Below are 19,318 nucleotides of genomic sequence, written 5' to 3' on the forward strand. Positions count from 1 at the left end.
TTCTTTATTCTTGACCGTTCACTCTTTATGCTGCAAATTTCTTCTGTGCTCAAATATAAAAATGCTTATGATGACGTTCTTTATGGAGCGCTTTCATAAAGCAGGGAAAATAATGAATGCTCGCTCATGTAAGGGTCCGGCTTGTTGCGTCACCTAAATAGAAGTTTTGAGATGCTGATTTATGTAAGCTAAGTCTTATGTTTCAAACAATTTTCTCTCTTTCGTCATTTCCCCCCTTATTTTTCGCATATAGTAACATTTAACCTTTTTTTCTCATTATCAAACATCATTACTTGATTACAATAAAAAAACTTACAGTCCAAAAATTGACCATAAGTTTTTCGTTCTGTTCCTTCTTCTAACTATTAAGAGTTTTGTACCTTCTATTCCTATATAAGTTTAACGATTCGTTTTCCCATTAGTGATTTAGCCAGACAACGTATAGGTGGGTTTTAGATTGATCTCTGTTGATGCCACGAGCTGAAAAAATTACAATCTAAAAATAGACTGTAATTTTTCAGGCTTTTGAAAAAGCGCTGCTTTCCTCGAGGCAAGACAGAAAGTCTCCTGTGTGTTCATCCCGCATAAAGCGGTCTTTTTTTTCAGTTACTTTGATCCAAAGGGGCTTTTTAAACCTTCGTAGAGTGAATGTCTTGTAAAAACACTGTTTCTATAAGGGTACAATTTGCCTAGTGATCGATTATCGGAGTAGGGTTTTAGGAAACGACGAGACTCCTATGGAGAGACGAAGAAGGTGTGACCCCGGAGGGCTATAAAGCCCGAGGAGGCACACCCTTCACCCATGGAAAGGGAGTCGTTTCCTAAAACCCTTTATTCTATCGAACGATAGAAACGCTCTCACATAAAAACACAGAAAAACTGGAATTTTTTATGCTAACCTGCTTTCTGTTCACCAAAAGTGTCTTTTTCTTGATTCATAGGTAACAAAGCGGGCTGGCTCACTGATTCATTCAGTTGAAAATTCTTTAATTCATCTTCCATTGAAGCTGCTACTTTCTCTAGATCTTCAGCTAAATGATTAAGCTGTTCCATAGCCGCATTGCTCTCTTGAACGGAGGCTGAAACTTGTTCAGCAGCTGCCGCTGTGTCTTCTGTCACTGTACTAATCCCGTCTATGTTTTCTAAGAGCTGTTCCTTTTGATTATCCATTTGCTTCATAGAGGAAATAATGTCATTAATCGCAGCTACATTACCTGATACATTTTCAAATACTTCCGTAAACGATTTTTCCGTTTCATTAACCGATACTTCTTGATGTGCTACTACTTCTCCTGTTTCTTCAATTAAACGGACAATATCTTTTGTACGATCTTGCATATGAGCAATCATTGAAGCTACATCTGTCAATGCTTTTTCTGATTGTTCAGCTAGTTTCCGAACTTCTTCTGCCACTACTGCAAAGCCTTTTCCTGCTTCACCGGCCCGTGCTGCTTCAATAGCTGCATTTAAAGCCAGCAGGTTGGTTTGTCCTGCAATGCCTGAAATAGTACTTACCACTTGATTGATATTATCAGAACTATTTTGTAAATCTTTAATCGACTCTCGCATTTCACTCGTCATTGACGTTGTTTGATTCGAATGATTCCGAAGTTTTTCAACAATTTCCTTCGCTTCCTCCGACTGATTCAAAAGCTGATCTGATTTGACTTTAATGGATTTACTTTGACCAACAACGCCTTTAATGGTATGAGCCAGCGTTTGAGAAGACTGAACACTGTAGTCCATCATTTCCGTTTGACTTTGAGCTCCTGATGCAATTTCCTGAATAGCTCTGGATATTTCATGAGCAGCTGCTGTATTTTCTTCAGAGTTAGCGACCACATTCTCAGCCGAACTGCTTACCTGATTAGATGAATGCTTCACCTGATGAATAAGAGAGCGTATGGACAGAATCATCTGATCAAAATCCCTGGACAGTTCCCCAATTTCATCATTTCGCTCAATGTTCGCCTGGATAGAAAAGTTACCTTTACCAGCCTCACTCATTGATTGTTGTAGTTGTTTAATAGGTTTTGTTAAATAACGGGTTAATAAAATGGCAATAATTAATGAAAGCACAATCACTCCGATCAGGACAAGTACAATGGGTAAAATAATTGAATTGGCTTGAGCTACGAAATCAGACACTTGTACTGTTCCTACCATCTTCCATCCCGTTTTTTCGTTGGTTGCATAAGCTACGGCTTGCTCGCCTCCGTCATCATATTGGTAGGAGCCAGATTCATTCCCCATCACATCTTTATAAAATGGTTCTCCTTCAGCGCTGGTGCCGATTAACTCTTCGTCATGGTGAGCAAGATATACCCCCGTATCACTTAAAAGCATAGCATTCCCGGTTTCACCAACTTTTACATCATTAATCATTTCAAACAACGTATTAACGGTAAAATCAATTGCGAACACCCCGGAGGTGGCACCATCTTGTTCAATGGCCCGTGCCGCGCTCACAATTGTATCCCCAGTCGCTGCATCTTCGTAAGGTTCTGTCCAGATGACTTCACCTGCTTGTTCTTCTGCTAAGGTAAACCATGGACGAGTGGTAGGGTCATAATCATCTCCTAAGTCAGCCTCTGGATAAATAAACATATTTTGCGTTTCTTTTTCCCCCATGTAAATGTTTAAAATATAAGGATTAGCTGCTTGAGTCTCTCCAAAGCGATTCAAAATATCTTCACTATTTTCATTTGGACTTTGTAGTGTTTCGTCTTCCGCGTATCGATTTGCATTGTGACTAATGCTGTCAAACAACGTATCAAATGAATCGCTCATCGATTCCATCTGTTGCTCTACGTTATCCGTCATAGCTGAAGTAGTATTGTTTAAACTAAACCAATAACTTGTTCCAGCTACTACAACTCCAGTTAACAAAATTAACAATAGAAATGGATAAAGAAACTGACGCTGTATTCTTTTTGTAAAAAAATCTTTGATCCCTGTTTTTTCTTTTCTCAACTTGCTTCCCCCTTTGTGTAACTACTCCTTTCTATATCGGTTTAATTCGTAAACTTTTTTATAGAATACTAGATTTTTCTGCCAAAACCTTTTTTCATTATAAAGAGGAAGGCGACACATAGTGCTATAGCAATATTCAAAAAACCTCCCATCATGCCCAGCCATCGCGGTGAATAAAGGTCCACAAGGACACCTGCAGCCACCATTGATAACCCTAAGTGGATATTAGTCACTGATGCTAATAGTCCAAAAACTCTGCCTTGGTGTGCACTCTTGGTTCGACTCATTACGACCGTGTCTAGACAAGCCGCACTTACTCCACCAACCGCAGATATAAGGATAAAAATAATCGCAGCCACCCAGATCGATGGGGAGACACTTGCTGTAATCTGCAGGACACCCTCCATAGCAACAGCAAGAACGGCCAACACCAGTACCCTCTTTTTAATTAGTCTTGTCATATAAAAACTAAGGACGAGCCCTGCACCTAAAGCTCCATATAATAGACCAATCCCTAAATCTCCCAGTTGAAATGTCTCGGCCCCATATAAACTGATTAACACATTAAATATTCCGTCAGTCATAGAAGTTAATAGTTGAATGATAATAACAATCCAAACGATTAGTTCTAATTGACCCCAGCTTTTCACTACGCCTGATTCCTTATTTATATTCGATGGAGTAGTTGGAGCATCTGGCAGCCTTCTAAGAAAAAAAGCAGCGGCTAGAAATGACACGGCATTTAAAATAAACGAGACTTTTCCGCCTAAGAGAAAAGCAACGACACCACCTGATACTGACCCTAAAATAAGAACCACTCCTACTATTACTTGTTCTAGAGCATTTACTTTTGATAAATCATTCTTTTTAACAATAGAACCAATGGTGCTTTTCCGCACTGGCTGATAGAACGCTTCTCCACAGGATAATACGACAACCCCTATATAAAGAATCCATAATTGGTCAGTGGTTTCAATATATAAAAAAGTTAAAGCAAATGGAAATCGGATTAAATCTGTTACGCTCATTAACAGTCGTCGATTCAACCGATCAGCAAGCTTTCCGCCTAGTAGTGAAAAAAATAAATAAGGAATCACTCTTATCCCCATAACAAAGCCTACTAGAACTCCTGACCCTGTGATTTCTAAAACAAGTGCCAGTACGGCAACTTGACTGAATCGATCCCTATTCCATTCACAATGCCAGCACGAAATAAATAAAGGTAGGAAGGGTATTGAACAAATATTCCCATAGTTCACAAACTCCTTAGATATATATCTAATTAGATCACAAAAAATGAACCTGGCTTAGTACCGCCAGGCATTACCGTTTAACTACAACAGGCCACATTTCTTCTGGGTTTCGTTCATATTGATTGTTTTCTCGATACATGAATTGCTGCATAATCCACTCTCGTCTGACTGTCGCAAAATCGTTATAAAATTCTTTAATGTACTCGTTTATCTCTTTTTCGCTGTAGATTTTCCCTTTCTCAAGGCCTTGAACATAGTAAGAAAGAACTACAAGCTTTTTCTTTAACTGACTCGGCATTTGACGCAGCGTACCATTCTGGTTCACAAAGTTACGCAATATTTTCACTTGCTCTGAATCAGTAACATCAAGCTCTTTCTGCTTCACTTCATCTCCCCCCAGCCTTAAAATTGCTGTAGCCATAAACTCTAATCTTTTCTCGTCTAAATAATAGTAAATCGTATTTTTATCTCGTCGAGAATATAACATACCCGTTTCTCTAAGTTTTTTTATGTGATGAGTAATAGTTGGAGCTCGTAAACCGAGTTTGTGAGCAATTGCCTGTCCGTGGAGAGGACCATTTTTCAGTAGTGAAACAATACGTAATCTCGTGGGGTCCCCGACAGACTTATAGAAATTAACCATTTTATCTAATTGCATAATTTTCACCCTCTCATAAGTTAGATTACTATCTAATTAGATAGTAATCTAACTACACTATTTTGTCAAAATATTTTATGAAGACAATTATAAGCTTTTAGCTCCACCACAGTTTCCTCTACAAGTATTTTTCACCTAAGGAATGTAAAGGTTTCTTGCATTAGGAAGAGGAAAGGGTTTTAGAAAACGCTTCCTTTCCTTGGGTGAATGACGGGTCCCCCGGGCTACGGCCTCCTGGGTCACCCCTTATTCTTCTCTCCCATAGAAATCTCAGCATTTCCTAAAACCCTTTTCCGATGACAATTTTTGCATTTAGAAAATTCAGCATGTCTTGCACTATATGATGCTTCCATGTCCACAGTCATAAAACTTTTTTCAGGCCTATTTCTATTTACGCATTCAATTGCTTTAAAAACTCCAAGACTTTTGTGTCAATATAGCCTCGTTCTTGTTCTCGTTCTTCGAAATTCTCTGTATGAAGGAATGTTGTCAGCCCTTCAAAAAATTCTTGCTCGTCAGCCTTAACCGAATTTAAATAACCTGCTTTGTTTAACTGAGCGGCTACTTCTTCTTTCAAGGCTCCTGTTAAGACTACGATCTCTTCAGGCTTGGATTTTGCGAAATACAATTGATGTAATTTATAAATACGTTGTAGTTCTTCGATCGGCTCTCGGTGGTCATCAACCCGAAGGTCTACCAATACATCGCTTAACGAACCGTAACCTGCTTTGTCCTTTTCAACGTATAGGGCAGCTGATTGTTTCCCTCTGCTGTCTCCTCCAGCTTTCTGTGCTGCCTTTAATCCTTCCAACAGACGGTCAGCCAGGCTGCCCTTCCTTTTTTCAAATGCTTCACCCATCTTAGTAACCGTTTCTTTATTAACTAAAATGTTTCCCTGCGCAGCGTAATGTCTGCCTGTTACGCCTCCTGCCCATTCATAACAAGATTCACCCGTAAAAGTAGCTGCATTTCCTTCAGCGTCCACCACTCCAACTTGCCGGTGGACTGCCCCTTCATCGAGTTTAATTAGTTTATCAACCGTTTCTTGAGCAGATAGACCTTCACGTAAATATTTCAAGCCATCTGGACCATAAGAAGGATTCGCAAATGCCTGAGTAGCGACTGCACCTACTCCAGCTTTCGCCCATGGCACCACAGCACCCACTCCTAAGAACTTAGATTGGACTGCTACACCTACTTCACCTGTGTCCGGATCAGCTCCTACAATAGAAAATGTTGCAATAATTTTACTCAAATCCACCACCCCTTCCTCCTTTTAATTCGACAGAATAATATAAAAACCTTTCACAAAAAAAGAGGCAGGAGTATAAGTAGAGCAATGATTCAATAAACGCAGATTATGAGCATGATTAAAATGCGAAGACGTCTGTAGGAACACATCACGAATTGAAGCTCCTTCAAGAAATTGATTTTTCCACCGAGGATTCTGAGGCTGTGGCCACTGGAAGCAGAGTATATTGACGGTGTGCCGTACATGTGATTTAACATAAATCATCCGAACGTAGTTGAATTGTTACGTTCGGACGAGTTCGCTTTATACGTTTTCTTCTCATTTCGTTCGATTAATACGTAGTAAACCAAGTCCATTTTTGTAAATGGTACGTCAAGTAACGAACAGTGCTTAAATTATCCTGGTATTCCTCATAATCGGCCGTATAATTTCCGTCTTCATTTTCCCATATCTTTGTGAAATAATCATTCACTTCAGTAAATACTTCTTCATCCGGCCCCCCTTTAATTCTTACATCCGCTTCTAGATTCAAGTTAGCTAAGTTTCTTCTCGTGTAGTTACCTGATCCGCTGACAATTACATTTTCATCCTTACGATCAACATACAACGTTTTTAAATGAAATTGTTCCATGTTCACGTCGTACCATTTGAGGTTTAGGTTGTCATTAGCCAAATTATTCATCTCAGCCGCGACTGGCAAGTTAGGAAGGCCTGACTTCTCATGTCCAAACGATTGTTTGTTAGGGTCCATCACAATATTTACCGTTGTTCCACGATCAGCAGCTTTGTCTAAACCATCAATAATTTGACGATCGGCTAAGTAGTACATACCAAGCCATACACGATCTCCTTCTTCTGCTTTTTCCAGCTCTTCGAGTACGGCATTTTTTATTTTCTGCTCGGTAATGTATTGAACTTCCAGAGCACCTTCTTCTTCACCAAAATCCATGTTCTCATATTCTGGATAATCAGCTTCTCCAGAGAAACGAACGACCGCTTCTTCAGCTTCTAATATGTCCTTAATAATGGGACCGGTCATTTTAAAAGCTGCGTTTTCATGAAATCCACTCTCATCGTGGGGGTTTGCAGAGGATACCATCGCTGCATCCTCAGTGACAAGCACTTTTCGATGATTAGCTTTTACATTTAATAATTTTAAATAAGAGCGCAGGGTGACGTCAGGGGCCTCACTAGCAAATGGATTAGCAATCCATCCATCTCCACTCGTGCCCAACCAGCTGAAAAACACTCTCCATATACTTGAATACACGGGGTTAGAATCTCTCAAGCGATTTAAATCCGTGAGGACGACATCAATATTGTGATCACGCAATCGATCGACTTCTTCTGATTCATAGGATCCATAAACAGTGTTAATTTCATCAGTAATAAAGACGACCTGTAAATCTTCATGCTCTTCTTTTTGTTCAATTAAACGATCGGTCAGTTCCTCAGCTATGTTTGGAAATTTTTCTCCATCATCACTATATCCATTGAATAAAAACATATCGATGACGATAAATTCTTCCGCCTCTGCGATCGTATCAAACATCTCCTCGAATATTTCGAGTTCATGAACGACTTCTCCATTTTCGTCTTCATAAGTCAAATCTTTATAAAATTCGACATCCTCTACGTTGCGGTATTGGCCTTCGTAAGCCATCCCTTCAGGAAGACTCTTCCACGACGTGTGAAAGGCTATAACAAACGCAAGAATAATATTAAATCCAACAAGCCCCCAAAACCACTTTTTCTTATGTAGGTTTTTTAGTTTTTTCATCTCGTGCCCCCTCTTAGCTATCTTATATGATTCACTAAATAGGAAACGACGAAACCTGGAATAAAAAAACAGGCCGCGCCACGGGTAGCGCGAACTGCCTGATTATGATGCTCGCTGTATTAGCAGAGATGGTCGTTGAACAAATAATAACCCTAATACAATCGAACATAAAATAAATGTGGGAAGCATGTAGCCACCATTGTACGTTAAAGAATACAGCCAAACGGGTGTGCCTTCAGGCGCCATTGTTCCGTAGAAAGCAATTCCAGCGATAAAATGGCCTATAAAGCGGAATAAGCTGCCTACGAATGCCCCTATGACAATCCAGGTGACTAACCGCTTGTAATGCCGTGCAGCTGCTGCCTCCCAAACCGGCTTGGCAAACATACCGGCCAGTCCAATAACACCAAAAGCTACAATATAATCAAGAATGGTCTGAACAGGTGTAACAATATAAGCGCCGATTAATATTTGATAGAAGCCCAGCAACAGGCCTGTGGTGACCCCTCCACTTACGCCCCAGCGAAAAGCCATAATGAACACAGGTACCATTGCAAATGAAACTGATCCACCTTGGGCCCATAACTTAAATGATAAAAACGGTAAAACATCCAATAATATGGCTAAAGCAGAAAAAATGGCCGCTTCTACTAAAAATAACACTCGTATGTTTCTCATGTTTGCATCTCTCCTTTTAAAGACACAAAAAAAGCAATGCCAAAGGGAAGCTTCCTGATGGAGGAATCCCGTGCATCGCCATCAAAAAAGCCACCATCCCTACGCCAGTATTAACTGACAGGTTCGAAGGGTCAGAACATATTGTTCACTCTCAGCACTGAGGCTCCCCTTGAAGGCTTCATATTTCGTTTGCTTTTCTTGCTATATGGTCATTATAAATGATGTTTAGAATCCTGACAAACTTTACAGTCAGGGCACAATGGTAACAGGAACTTTAGTAGATTGCAGCACATTATAACTTACGCTCCCAAGGATGGCGCCTTTTACACGTCCTACTCCCCGCGTTCCCATTACAATTAAACGAACGTCCTCATTTGCTGATTCTTCGAGAATGACTTGATCGGGAATCCCTATCCTTTTTCTAAAGGTAGGAGTCACCTCATAGTCAGCTAAATATTCTTCCGCTGTTTCAAAGGATTGTCGTGCAGCCTCTTCCTGGTACTGCTTGATTTGATGCTGCCCTGCAAATTTCCGAACATTTCTCGTATTATAGTCGAACTGCACGTTTAAAATGATTAATTCATATCCTACCTCTTCCGCAAACGGAACGGCATACTGAAGAGCACGGAGCGAACTAGGTGATGCGTCAAAAGGTACGAGTATTTTTTTATTCATGACAACCCCCTCCTCACCTTCATTATACTTAATTTTCACTCAATAATGAATACTCGTATCATTGATATTGGTGATTTCCATAATAAGGATCGATTTACGTCTCTATCATATGCCATGCGGTCTTTCTAACTCTATCAGACGGTATGGTTTCTCTCCGTAGAAATTCTTCATTCGCAATTGTTTGCTTAATATTTTCCTCTATTTGTTAGTATACAGGCAGGGAGCAAAACAGATTTTTTCATCCAATAATCTATTAAGACGCATGAGAAGGAAAGGTGAGAAAGCCAATTATTTCCCGGGTGATGAAAGGAGCAATAAAAAAACTGGTAGTGTGAGGATTTCAGGTAAGAAAAGGCGTTCTCAATCCTTCTTGGCAAGTCATTTTATAAATTAAACCACAAACAGATCATTTATAGTCCTCTCTACCAACTTGTATTACAGGTAGTTGAAAAAGCCTGGTTAGATGTACACGTTGTCTCTTATGGTTCCTACATTAGTCTGGAGAAAAGGAAAAAGCGCCGCTTCCGCCGGGCAGGCCGAAAGTCTGCTCGACTGCGATTTCCGGTGCCTCTCCTGTCTGCTCCTCCCGCAGGGGCCGGCACTTTTTCCGTTCCTCTGACCAAAATGGAATAACCTTTGTAATGTGAATGGCCTTTTGCAGACGCTGCTTTCATAAGAACACAGCTTGATTAAATGATTGAGGAAACGGCGAGAATCCTGCAGGAAATGGGAATAAGGTGTAATCCCGGAGGGCGGAATACAGCCCGAAAAGGCACACCATTCGCCCGCGGCAAAGGAGTCGTTTCACTTAACTTTAAGGGTTCTATACAAGATGAGTAAAGCCCTCTTTAAGAGGGCTTTACTTCGTATTGGAATACATGACGAAAAATTCTAAGCTGCGTTCAGTAATCAAATCAAGATCTGTATCTAATGTAGCTACGTGATAACTATTCTCCAGGTGAATCAGTTCTTTATGTTCGGATAAAACTGTGTTGAAGATCATTTCAGAGTTTTCCGGGGGAACAATATGGTCTTCTTCAGATACAATGACAAGAATTGGACAATGAATTTTAGCCAGCTCATCGTGCACACGAGTCATCATTAAAATTAAATGTTCAATAGAAGCTACCGGGGTTTTATCATACGCTAATTCAGTAACTCCTGCTTTTTTTATGTCAGAACCAATCGCAGCAATGTATCGGTCGTCTGTGGTTTCGACAATGTTTTCCATAGAAGGTATATCAATCGCAGCGTTAATAGGAATCACTCCTGCAATGTCCTCATACTTTGCTGCCAAATGAAGTGCTAACGTCCCCCCCATAGATAACCCAACTACAAAAATCTTCGAACATCGTTCTTTTAACCAGGCATATGCTTCCTCTACAGAATCCATCCAATCTTGAGCCGTAGTTGTTTTCATTTCTTCAGGTGCAGTCCCATGCCCTTTTAAACGGGGGCAGGCCACGCTATAGCCCTCTTTACCGTAAGCTTCCACAAGCGGCCGAACACTTTGAGTGGTTCCCGTAAATCCGTGTGAGACTAAGATTCCAACTTCATTTCCTTCAAAATAGATCGGCTGTGCTCCCTCTAATACAGGATATTCTTCCATCATACCAACTCCTTTTTTCCTATAATTTTTTTAAGTACCTTATGTTCTAAGACAGACCAGGGGAGGATTCTTTTTAGCAGAAGATTCATCCTTACCCCTGGTCCGATCGGGTACCTCAACTTTTTTAATACAGAACGGTCAGCCAGAGAGGCCATTAATTCCGCTACTTTTCCAGGATCTTCATGTACTTCGCGGTTTAATGCCTTCCATAAGCCTTTAGTATACTCGTGATATGGAGAATTAGGATCATACACAACTTGAGGAAGATCAAGACCCGTCGACCAAATATTCGTTTCATAAGAACCTGGCTCAATTAAAGCAACATCGATGCCAAAGGGCTTCACTTCAAACCGCAAGCTTTCCGACAATCCCTCTAGCGCATGCTTTGAACTAACATAAGCTGACAAACCCGGAAAACCAATAAGTCCGCTTACGCTGCTCACATTTAAAATTTTTCCACTTTTTTGCTGACGCATCTTTGGAAGTACGGCTTGTATCACTTGAATTACGCCAAATACATTGGTTTCAAATTGGCGCCTGTAATCTTTAAGTGGCACTTGTTCCAGAAAACCTCCGACCGCATAGCCGGCGTTGTTAACAAGCACATCCACTCGTTTTAATTGATTGACCTGTTTTTGAAAAAAAGTTAATGAGTCTTCATCAGTGACATCTAGCGGCCAAACTGTAATGTTCTCAGCAATGATTTCATCTAAACTAGCCTTCTTGAAAACATTCATTTTGTGGGGGTTGCGAATCGTAGCAATTACATTCAAATTTTTTTCTGCACATTTTATAGCTGTGAGATAGCCGAAGCCGCTTGAGGCCCCGGTTATAATCACGGTCGGTTTCATATCTCACCCTCCGTTTCTCTAGTAAAACTTCGATCCTCATGGGTCCATACCCTTTTTCCAGTCTCGATTAATCCATTAAAATTACATTTGCCTACGTAGACATCTGCCCTTCCATATCAAACGCCCGTTCATAATGTATGGTATAAGAGAAAAGGTGGTGAGTGATGTGAACTACTATGGAGGTTATGGATGTGGGTACCCGAGACGACGCTACGCGGGAGGCTTTGCCCTTATCGTCGTGTTGTTCATTCTATTAATCATTGTTGGTGCTTCCGTTTACAAATAATTCTTCTCTCTACAGGCCAGGAGCTTTCCACCCCCCTGGTCTTTTATTTACATTTTGACGGTAGTCACAGCTTTTAATACAATAAGGAAGATTGATAGAAAGAGAGGAGATTCCATGCACGGTATACGAGGTGGACAAACCGCTATACATTATAAGCTTAATCAAGCTGAAGATATTTATTTTGTAAAAATTTACTTGGATGACTTGAACGGGATATGCGTGACAGCTCCACTACATAAATCTCAGAAAGATGTAGAGGCTTTCCTTTATAAAAAAAGAGAGTGGATCGAAGAAAAATGGAAAAAAATCCATGGGGACTTATATGAGAATTATCTTAAGGAAGAGAAGGTGACTTATTTAGGACGAAAATATAAAGTCATAAAGCATACTTCCAATCAAGATGCTTCCTCGTTCTCTTTTTATAAAGGAAAATTCCACTTTACCTACCCGGCTTCTTTAACTGCAGAAGAAATCGAAGTGACTCTCGAAAAAAAAGCAGACGAGTGGGTAAGAATTAAAGCTGATGAAAAACTGAACGATTTTGCAGTAAACAGTGCAGCTGATGATTACAGGTTAGGGTGGAAAGAAGGAAATGCCCTATACTTGAACTGGAGATTGATCAAGCGTTCGAAACAAGACATTCAAACGGTGATTGAAGATTTAATCGAAGAAAGATCCTATTAAATATCCTTCTGAAAAAAAGAATAAAGCATAAAATAATCCGAACGATTTTGTAGAAATCAGTTCGGATTATTTTTGTTAATGCGCACCGGGTACCGAAATTCATACTTGGCAACTTCGCTCTTTTACAGCTTTTCGGTACCTGGTACCCTTATGATAGTTAAATAAATAACAACAAGCTAACTGCCATTACAGCCATTCCGGCTACAACACCATAAATGGATAGATGGGCCTCACCGTACTTGCGTGACGCCGGAAGTAGTTCATCAAGAGAAATAAATACCATAATTCCAGCTACACCAGCAAATAATACCCCGAACATCACGTCATTAAGAAATGGCATTAAAATCAGATAAGCGGCCACTGCTCCAACAGGCTCTGATAAACCCGATAAGAAAGAGAGTTTAAATGCTTTCTTTTTATCCCCTGTAGCAAAATAAATAGGAACCGAAACGGCAATACCTTCAGGGATATTGTGAATCGCAATTGCAACCGCAATTGCAACCCCTAATGTTGGATCCTGCAATGCCGAGGTAAACGTAGCGATACCTTCAGGAAAGTTGTGAATTGCAATCGCTAAAGCTGTAAAAGTCCCCATTTTTAATAAATGGCTGTTTTGAACTTCAGCTGGTGTCTTAGACATATCTTCAACCTTTTTTGGTTCATGAGGATTTCCCTGCTGAGGGATTGCTTTATCTATCAGTGCAATGACGAGCATTCCTCCGAAGAAGCTCGCTACATTTATCCAGTTCCCTAATCCTTCCCCTAAGGCATTGACTAGTGAATCTTGCGCTTTAAAGAATATTTCCACCATGGACACGTAAATCATGACGCCTGCAGAAAAACCTAATGCTACCGATAAAAATCTCGTGTTCGTTGTTGAGGTGAAAAAAGCAAGAACACTGCCTATCCCTGTTGCTAATCCGGCCATTAATGTTAATCCAAAGGCAAATAACACATTTTCCATTCCTTCTCTCTCCTTCTCCAATTCTCTGTCTATCCATAGTCTAATTCAAATCTTTCCTCTGTGCAACTTTTTTTGTTTTAGTTATATTTTATGTGCATGGGTAAGTTTTGACCCATAAAAAACGACTTTATTTCGAATAGTACATTCGAAATAAAGTCGCTTGTGCTAGTCTATTTCCTTTTTTTCTCCTGAGATGATCATCATTTGGTCATTTTCATAGCCTAACGTATAATTCATATTATACGTTTTCATTTCAATTTCACCCTCAACTGTCTCCTCAGTTTGAATCACACAATTCACAGCTACCTCCTCACCCTCTGGGTCGGCAACTATCTTATCAATTGAAACAGATAACGTATTATAATATACTTCTCTAAATTCTTCGTAGCTCTTGTTTTCTTGCCACTCACTTCCGAGTAAAGAATAGGCCGTGACAAAATCCCCTTGATTTATACTGTCGTAAAAGTATTGAACCAAATACGTCGCCTGGTCAGCGTCCGTCTGCTCGTTGGATGCATTACTTCCATCAGTGAGTTCAGGATATTCAGGAAGCTCCTCCATTGGAGATTTGGACCATTGTCTTACCATAGGCAGGATATCCAGTACTGGGATACTAAAACCGATGGATTCATCTCCTAACTTCGCCGAATTAATCCCAATGACCTCTCCTGTTTCTGCATTAAGTAATGGCCCCCCGCTATTCCCAGGGGAGATGGGTGCTGAGATTTGATAGACATCTTCATACGTGAAAGGATCTAATTCAAAGTTCCTATCCAGTCCGCTGATTTCTCCTCGGGTAACTGTGTTTTGAAGACCTAAAGGGCTTCCTAATGCTAATACCTCAGTTAACAAAGGAGCATTTTCACTTTCTTGCATTTTTAAAGGTTCTTTTCCTTCTAAATCAGGGACTCGTACCACAGCTATATCTGTACTGCGACTTGATCCAATAACTTTACCCGACATTTCTTTAGAATCTACATTAATGACTTGTACATCCTCCGTATTAGCAACCACATGGGCGTTCGTAATGACGTCCCCTTTATCGTTATACAAAAAACCAGAACCAATTGTTCCATTATCAAGCTCGATCTGCACAACGAGCTTTTGAGATTCATAGATAATTTCCTGCGTACTTTTTGTCACGGCTCCTTCTTCTTCCTTCGGCAAAGGTTTATCTAAAACCGAACTTGCTTCCAGCTGAGAAGGCACCTGATGCTGAATCCATACAAATAATGCAACCCCTGCAGTCAGGATCACTGCCATTACAATTGAACTTGTCAGCCATGCACGTTTCACATTGTACCCCCTACTCTACAAACCACTGGACATTTGTTACATCTACTGAAATTTCTTCTTTCTCAAAATCATAATAATTTTGTTCAAACTTTCCTGTATCCTCTGGATTTAGATACATGGGGTACACTTGAGCCGTATCAGTTTCCAAAATTCCCCCATCTTTATCAAGAATATCGTAAGTGATTTCAATGGAGCTGACTATGCTTGTCGCTTCGCTTTGAACTTCCCCCTGTATGGTCACATCCCCAAACTCATCTTTAGAAGCTTTAACCGACAGCACTTTAACGGCTTCTCTTCGATTCATCATTTCTTCCATAGCAGCTTTCTCCATTGCCCGTTCCATTCGATCCTGCTTCTCCTGTTCAAAAGCCAGCTTTTCTTGTTCCACACGGTCTTTTAACTGAAGAAGCTTATTATGATTAATCACATATTGCAATCCTTCATCTACGGCTGCTATGGCTTCATTGTATTGTCTTTCCTTCATTGCTTCCTCTGCTTGTTTTGAACTTATAGAAACGATCTTTTCTGTTATTTTCTCGCGGGCGCGGGCAGCTTCTTCTAAATCAAGGCGAGACAATGTATTCAATTTATCAGCCAGTTCATCAATATTTGTTAAATCCTTCACTTCATTATTAATTTTCCCAACCGTAATTCTAGAATCAAGCTCGTTTATTCTTGGCATCAGTGTAGCCACTAAACGATTCTCTTGCTCCGCCATCTTTTGATTAACCTGTGATAACTCTTGAAGAGCGTTATCTAACTCATTTTCTTCAATAGACGTTTCTACCCCATCTAAATCTTTTTCCATAGCTTTCACCTGGTTTACGGCGGATAGGTTTCTTTTTAATGCATGATACTTTGGCCGTTTATCGGCTGCACGTTCAAGAAGCTTCCCTGCTTCTTCATAGTCTCCTTCTAAAGCTAACTCTTCCGCTTTTTCTTTATCTTCTAAAACAGATTGATTAACTTGTTTGGCGTGGTTATAGAAAAAAACTAATCCTGTAGCTATGAAAAGGAATAAGGTTCCCGGTAATATGTACATCCAGAGTTTTTTCCGTTTATGTATAGACGAGTCAACCTCAGTTCCTAACTCCTCAAATGATTCTTCACTTAATTTTTCACCACAATGGGAGCAAAAACGGGAACCCGAATTATTTTCACTACCACATTCACGACAAATCACCATGGGCCCGTCCTCCTTCAATGATAGAATTGGAAAATTATTGGAACGAAACCATCCATTTCTCATTATATCATGATTTGATAATCAACTGAGAATGGATTTTCAGCTTTTTTCTTTGAACTATGTAAACGCACGGCCACTCTTACAAAATGTGCATAAACTATAAAAAACATGGAGAGGAGCATTCATGAATGCGAGAACGATTGAACAATAAGAGAGAACAAAAGGGTTCGCGTCCGAGGAAAAAGTCATGCTGCGGAAAAAAACGCACGAAAGAAAGCTAAACACATCTGAATAAAGCAAAAATAATCCGAACGATAATCTAGAAATCAGTTCGGATTATTTTTGTTAAGACGTCTTTACATTGTTCTGTTGATATACATCACTTTCATTCAGTAGGGCTTCAGCTTCTTCAGAAAGGAGAAAGTGGCAGACAAGCCGGGATATTGCGAAACATTGTGATAATTAGGTATTTCCTTATCCAAGGGTTTCGAAATTACAGTATGATAAAGGAATTTGAAACCTGCGCTCTGTTAACGCTCTTTTGCAAACCCTTAAGGGCAAAGCTTGAGTAAATGCTTTGCCCTTAATCTATTTCGAAATTGAGGCTCCTGCGGGAAATGGGAATAAGGTGTGACCCCGAGGGCTGATAAAGCTTGAGGAGGAACACCATTCGTCCGCGGAAAGGGAGTCGTTGAAGTCACTGAAAAACGAAGGGTCAATGAAAGATAAAAAAGTCCTGTGTGGAATTTAATTTTCACACAGGACTTTTTCAGTGACCTCAATCGTTTCCTCAAACACTTTACAAACGCGAGAAATTTTACACTTAAGGTTTGCCCACACAGTACTATGTGCGGCCTTTTTCGTATTAACCAGCTTGTTCATTACGGACCGCTTCTGTGTCTTTCTTTTTTCCTATTAAACGGTCAGCAATTGTAGTGATCGCACCATCACCCGTAACATTAGTCGCAGTACCGAAACTGTCTTGTGCTAAATAAAGAGCAATCATAAGTGACACCATTACTGAGCTAAAGCCAAGCATGCTTTCTAAAAGACCAACAGCAGCCATTACGGCTCCTCCTGGAACACCAGGGGCTGCAATCATCGTGACTCCAAGCATAAGAACAAAAGGAAGCACATCCATAAACGTAGTCGCCTGTCCCTGCATATACAACACAGCCATAGCGCAGCTTGTAATTGTAATGGTACTTCCTGCAAGGTGGACATTAGCCAGTAAAGGTACGGAGAAGTCGGCAACCTTTTCTCTAACTCCAACAGATTTCGTCTGCTTTAGTGTTACCGGGATTGTAGCTGCTGAAGACTGAGTCCCAAGAGCTGTAAAATAAGCCGGTGCCAATTTTTTCAGTAAATGAAAAGGATTGGCACGATGAAGGGCTCCTGCAATTCCGTATACACTCATTAGATAAATCAAGTGCAAAATAATAATCATTACAAATACTTTGGCAAATACACTTAAAATCGTAGCCACTTGTCCTGCATAAGACATATTGGCAAATATACCAAAGATATGAAATGGTAATAACGGAATAATAATATTCTCAATTACTTTATGGATGATAGCTCGAAATTCTCCCATCACATTGTATAACGTGTCACCTTTTACAGCAGTCATGCCGACCCCTAATAAAAAGGAGAAAATTAAAGCAGCCATGACGTCCATAATCGGAGTCATTTCCACAGTAAATGACGATTCTATTAAAGATTCTTCCGGATTAGTCATTTCACCGGCATCCTGGCGGCTCAAGATGGAAGGATACAAGTTGCGAGCAACAAGATAAGCGGCCACCCCGGCTAATACGGTAGATACATAAGCAAGCCCTGCTGTAATTCCCAGCATTTTACCTGCACCTTTACCGATTGAAGCAATACCAGGAGCGATAAAACCAATGATAATTAAAGGAATTACAAAGTTTAAGAAATTACCGAACACACCTGTAAATGTAGCAAATAGTTCGATGACCCCTTCTGGAACGATTAACCCTATAAAAGTGCCTAATATAATTGCTAAAATAATTCTGCCAAGTAAGGGTACACGGCTCATTTTCTTCTTCCTTCCTGTTGTTGTTTTTTAGTATGTTAACGTAGTACAGAAAATATCTTCCTACACATTAACGTATATAAAGAACTTTGTGAAGAGGAAAATCCTATGAAAACCCTTAATTCAAAGAAAACCATAACGAATAAGAGGCAGTACATTTCCAGGGACTATTCACTCAGAAATAAGTCACATAAATGTAATACTTTTGTATCAGGTTTGTATTTGTTAATTACATTCACCCTTGTTATAATCCTCTAAGGATATTTAAGAAAGGGGTAAAAAGTCTTGAAAAAAGCACTTATAATTTTATCTTTTATGGCCTTTTATGCTTTTGGAATCGCAGGATTCAACCCTGATACGTTACAAGCAGATGAACAATCTAACGGAGAGCGCAAAGCTATTACGTTAAGTGAAAAAACAGCTGACCTTGCAAGGTTTGCTGATAAGGATGACGAGAAAGATTCGGAAGTGGAAAAAACAGTTAGCGTAGAAGCGACTGCCTATACTGCTTTTTGTGAAGGCTGCAGCGGAATAACGAAAACTGGAATAGATTTAAGAGAGGACGCCGACCAAAAAGTAATTGCCGTGGATCCGGATATCATCCCTTTAGGATCTAAAGTTAGAGTACCTGGTTATGGTGAAGCTATTGCAGGAGACACAGGCGGAGCCATTCAAGGTCATCGCATCGACCTCTTTATGGAAGAAAATGGTGAGGCAATGGATTATGGCCGTAAGCAAATTGAAGTTGAAATCCTAGAATCATAAGTAAAAGGTCAGTCCCTTGGGACTGACCTTTTACTTATTCTCTTGAAAAACGTGTGCGGTGGGCTCGCTTATCTAAATAAAAGCTTTCGACACTTGACGTGTGAACAGCCACTCCTTCTTCAAGGAACCACCAATCTCCACGGTCAAGCTGCTTGACGATGAATTCCATCGTTTCTCTTTCATCCATTTCCTCACTTAGATCAAGGTCGTGGGTAACAACCCTCTTACTATCTAATAAAAATATGACATGCCATTCTTTTTTCTTGGTTTCCATTTTCAATCCCCTTCCTTTATGTATTCGTATTTCTCATTTCCCTGTTTGTTTGATGAATAACCATACTTTTTCAAAAAA

Annotated in this window: 17 protein-coding genes and 1 riboswitch; of the genes, 3 read left to right on the forward strand and 14 right to left on the reverse strand. The window is 40.0% G+C overall.

The annotated features are described in order from the left end of the window. Nucleotides 1-894: 894 nt before the first annotated feature. The 9 genes from ACGTNH_RS12395 to ACGTNH_RS12435 form a co-directional block, all read right to left on the reverse strand. Complete coding sequence (locus ACGTNH_RS12395; RefSeq protein ID WP_394587179.1) at nt 895-2,973, reverse strand: methyl-accepting chemotaxis protein; 2,079 nt, start codon at nt 2,971-2,973, stop codon at nt 895-897. Between the two features lie 68 nt (nt 2,974-3,041). Then, entirely contained in the window at nt 3,042-4,232 is a 1,191-nt protein-coding gene (locus ACGTNH_RS12400; RefSeq protein WP_394587180.1) for an MFS transporter, read from the reverse strand. Between the two features lie 64 nt (nt 4,233-4,296). After that, nucleotides 4,297-4,884 (reverse strand): DUF2087 domain-containing protein, encoded by a 588-nt coding sequence (locus ACGTNH_RS12405; RefSeq protein ID WP_394587181.1) that lies wholly within the window; start codon nt 4,882-4,884, stop codon nt 4,297-4,299. Nucleotides 4,885-5,275: 391 nt separating this feature from the next. Continuing rightward, on the reverse strand, nt 5,276-6,148 hold the full coding sequence (locus tag ACGTNH_RS12410) for a DUF1028 domain-containing protein (RefSeq protein WP_394587182.1): 873 nt from the start codon (nt 6,146-6,148) through the stop codon (nt 5,276-5,278). Between the two features lie 319 nt (nt 6,149-6,467). Next, nucleotides 6,468-7,916 carry a phospholipase D family protein gene (locus ACGTNH_RS12415; protein WP_394587183.1) on the reverse strand — a complete coding sequence of 483 codons (1,449 nt, stop codon included), beginning with the start codon at nt 7,914-7,916 and terminating at the stop codon, nt 6,468-6,470. Between the two features lie 102 nt (nt 7,917-8,018). Beyond that, nucleotides 8,019-8,594 carry an energy-coupled thiamine transporter ThiT gene (thiT, locus tag ACGTNH_RS12420; RefSeq protein ID WP_394587184.1) on the reverse strand — a complete coding sequence of 192 codons (576 nt, stop codon included), beginning with the start codon at nt 8,592-8,594 and terminating at the stop codon, nt 8,019-8,021. 79 nt (nt 8,595-8,673) lie between these two features. After that, nucleotides 8,674-8,774: riboswitch (TPP riboswitch) on the reverse strand. Between the two features lie 69 nt (nt 8,775-8,843). After that, nucleotides 8,844-9,269: a universal stress protein gene (locus ACGTNH_RS12425; RefSeq protein ID WP_394587185.1), complete on the reverse strand. Its 426-nt coding sequence runs from the start codon at nt 9,267-9,269 to the stop codon at nt 8,844-8,846. 859 nt (nt 9,270-10,128) lie between these two features. Further along, nucleotides 10,129-10,881 carry an alpha/beta hydrolase gene (locus tag ACGTNH_RS12430; protein WP_394587186.1) on the reverse strand — a complete coding sequence of 251 codons (753 nt, stop codon included), beginning with the start codon at nt 10,879-10,881 and terminating at the stop codon, nt 10,129-10,131. Continuing rightward, nucleotides 10,878-11,729 (reverse strand): SDR family oxidoreductase, encoded by an 852-nt coding sequence (locus ACGTNH_RS12435; RefSeq protein ID WP_394587187.1) that lies wholly within the window; start codon nt 11,727-11,729, stop codon nt 10,878-10,880. Before ACGTNH_RS12435 ends, ACGTNH_RS12430 begins: the two co-directional genes overlap by 4 nt. A gap of 166 nt (nt 11,730-11,895) precedes the next feature. Here ACGTNH_RS12435 and ACGTNH_RS12440 point away from each other — a divergent pair, with 166 nt between their 5' ends. Then, entirely contained in the window at nt 11,896-12,015 is a 120-nt protein-coding gene (locus tag ACGTNH_RS12440; RefSeq protein ID WP_394587188.1) for a YjcZ family sporulation protein, read from the forward strand. Between the two features lie 114 nt (nt 12,016-12,129). Beyond that, nucleotides 12,130-12,699: a YgjP-like metallopeptidase domain-containing protein gene (locus tag ACGTNH_RS12445; RefSeq protein ID WP_394587189.1), complete on the forward strand. Its 570-nt coding sequence runs from the start codon at nt 12,130-12,132 to the stop codon at nt 12,697-12,699. A 157-nt stretch (nt 12,700-12,856) separates the two neighbouring features. Here the strand turns inward: ACGTNH_RS12445 and zupT are convergent, their stop codons facing one another. From zupT to ACGTNH_RS12465, 4 genes are all read right to left on the reverse strand, one after another. Further along, nucleotides 12,857-13,663, reverse strand: coding sequence for a zinc transporter ZupT (zupT, locus tag ACGTNH_RS12450; protein WP_394587190.1), 807 nt, complete (start codon nt 13,661-13,663; stop codon nt 12,857-12,859). A 165-nt stretch (nt 13,664-13,828) separates the two neighbouring features. After that, entirely contained in the window at nt 13,829-14,959 is a 1,131-nt protein-coding gene (locus ACGTNH_RS12455; protein ID WP_394587191.1) for a S1C family serine protease, read from the reverse strand. A 10-nt stretch (nt 14,960-14,969) separates the two neighbouring features. Next, nucleotides 14,970-16,145, reverse strand: a complete 1,176-nt coding sequence (locus ACGTNH_RS12460) for an FxLYD domain-containing protein (protein WP_394587192.1) — start codon at nt 16,143-16,145, stop codon at nt 14,970-14,972. Nucleotides 16,146-17,010: 865 nt separating this feature from the next. Further along, nucleotides 17,011-18,204 carry a dicarboxylate/amino acid:cation symporter gene (locus ACGTNH_RS12465; RefSeq protein WP_394587193.1) on the reverse strand — a complete coding sequence of 398 codons (1,194 nt, stop codon included), beginning with the start codon at nt 18,202-18,204 and terminating at the stop codon, nt 17,011-17,013. A 282-nt stretch (nt 18,205-18,486) separates the two neighbouring features. On the opposite strand from ACGTNH_RS12465, the gene ACGTNH_RS12470 reads away from it, so the two are divergent. Continuing rightward, a complete protein-coding gene (locus tag ACGTNH_RS12470) occupies nt 18,487-18,966 on the forward strand; it encodes a 3D domain-containing protein (RefSeq protein WP_394587194.1) in 480 nt (159 codons plus the stop codon). Between the two features lie 34 nt (nt 18,967-19,000). On the opposite strand, the gene ACGTNH_RS12475 is transcribed toward ACGTNH_RS12470, so the two are convergent. After that, a complete protein-coding gene (locus ACGTNH_RS12475) occupies nt 19,001-19,240 on the reverse strand; it encodes a hypothetical protein (RefSeq protein WP_394587195.1) in 240 nt (79 codons plus the stop codon). Nucleotides 19,241-19,318: the final 78 nt, after the last annotated feature.

The sequence above is a fragment of the Halobacillus sp. B23F22_1 genome (assembly GCF_043497005.1).
In the GTDB taxonomy this organism is placed as follows: Bacteria; Bacillota; Bacilli; order Bacillales; family Halobacillaceae; genus Halobacillus_A.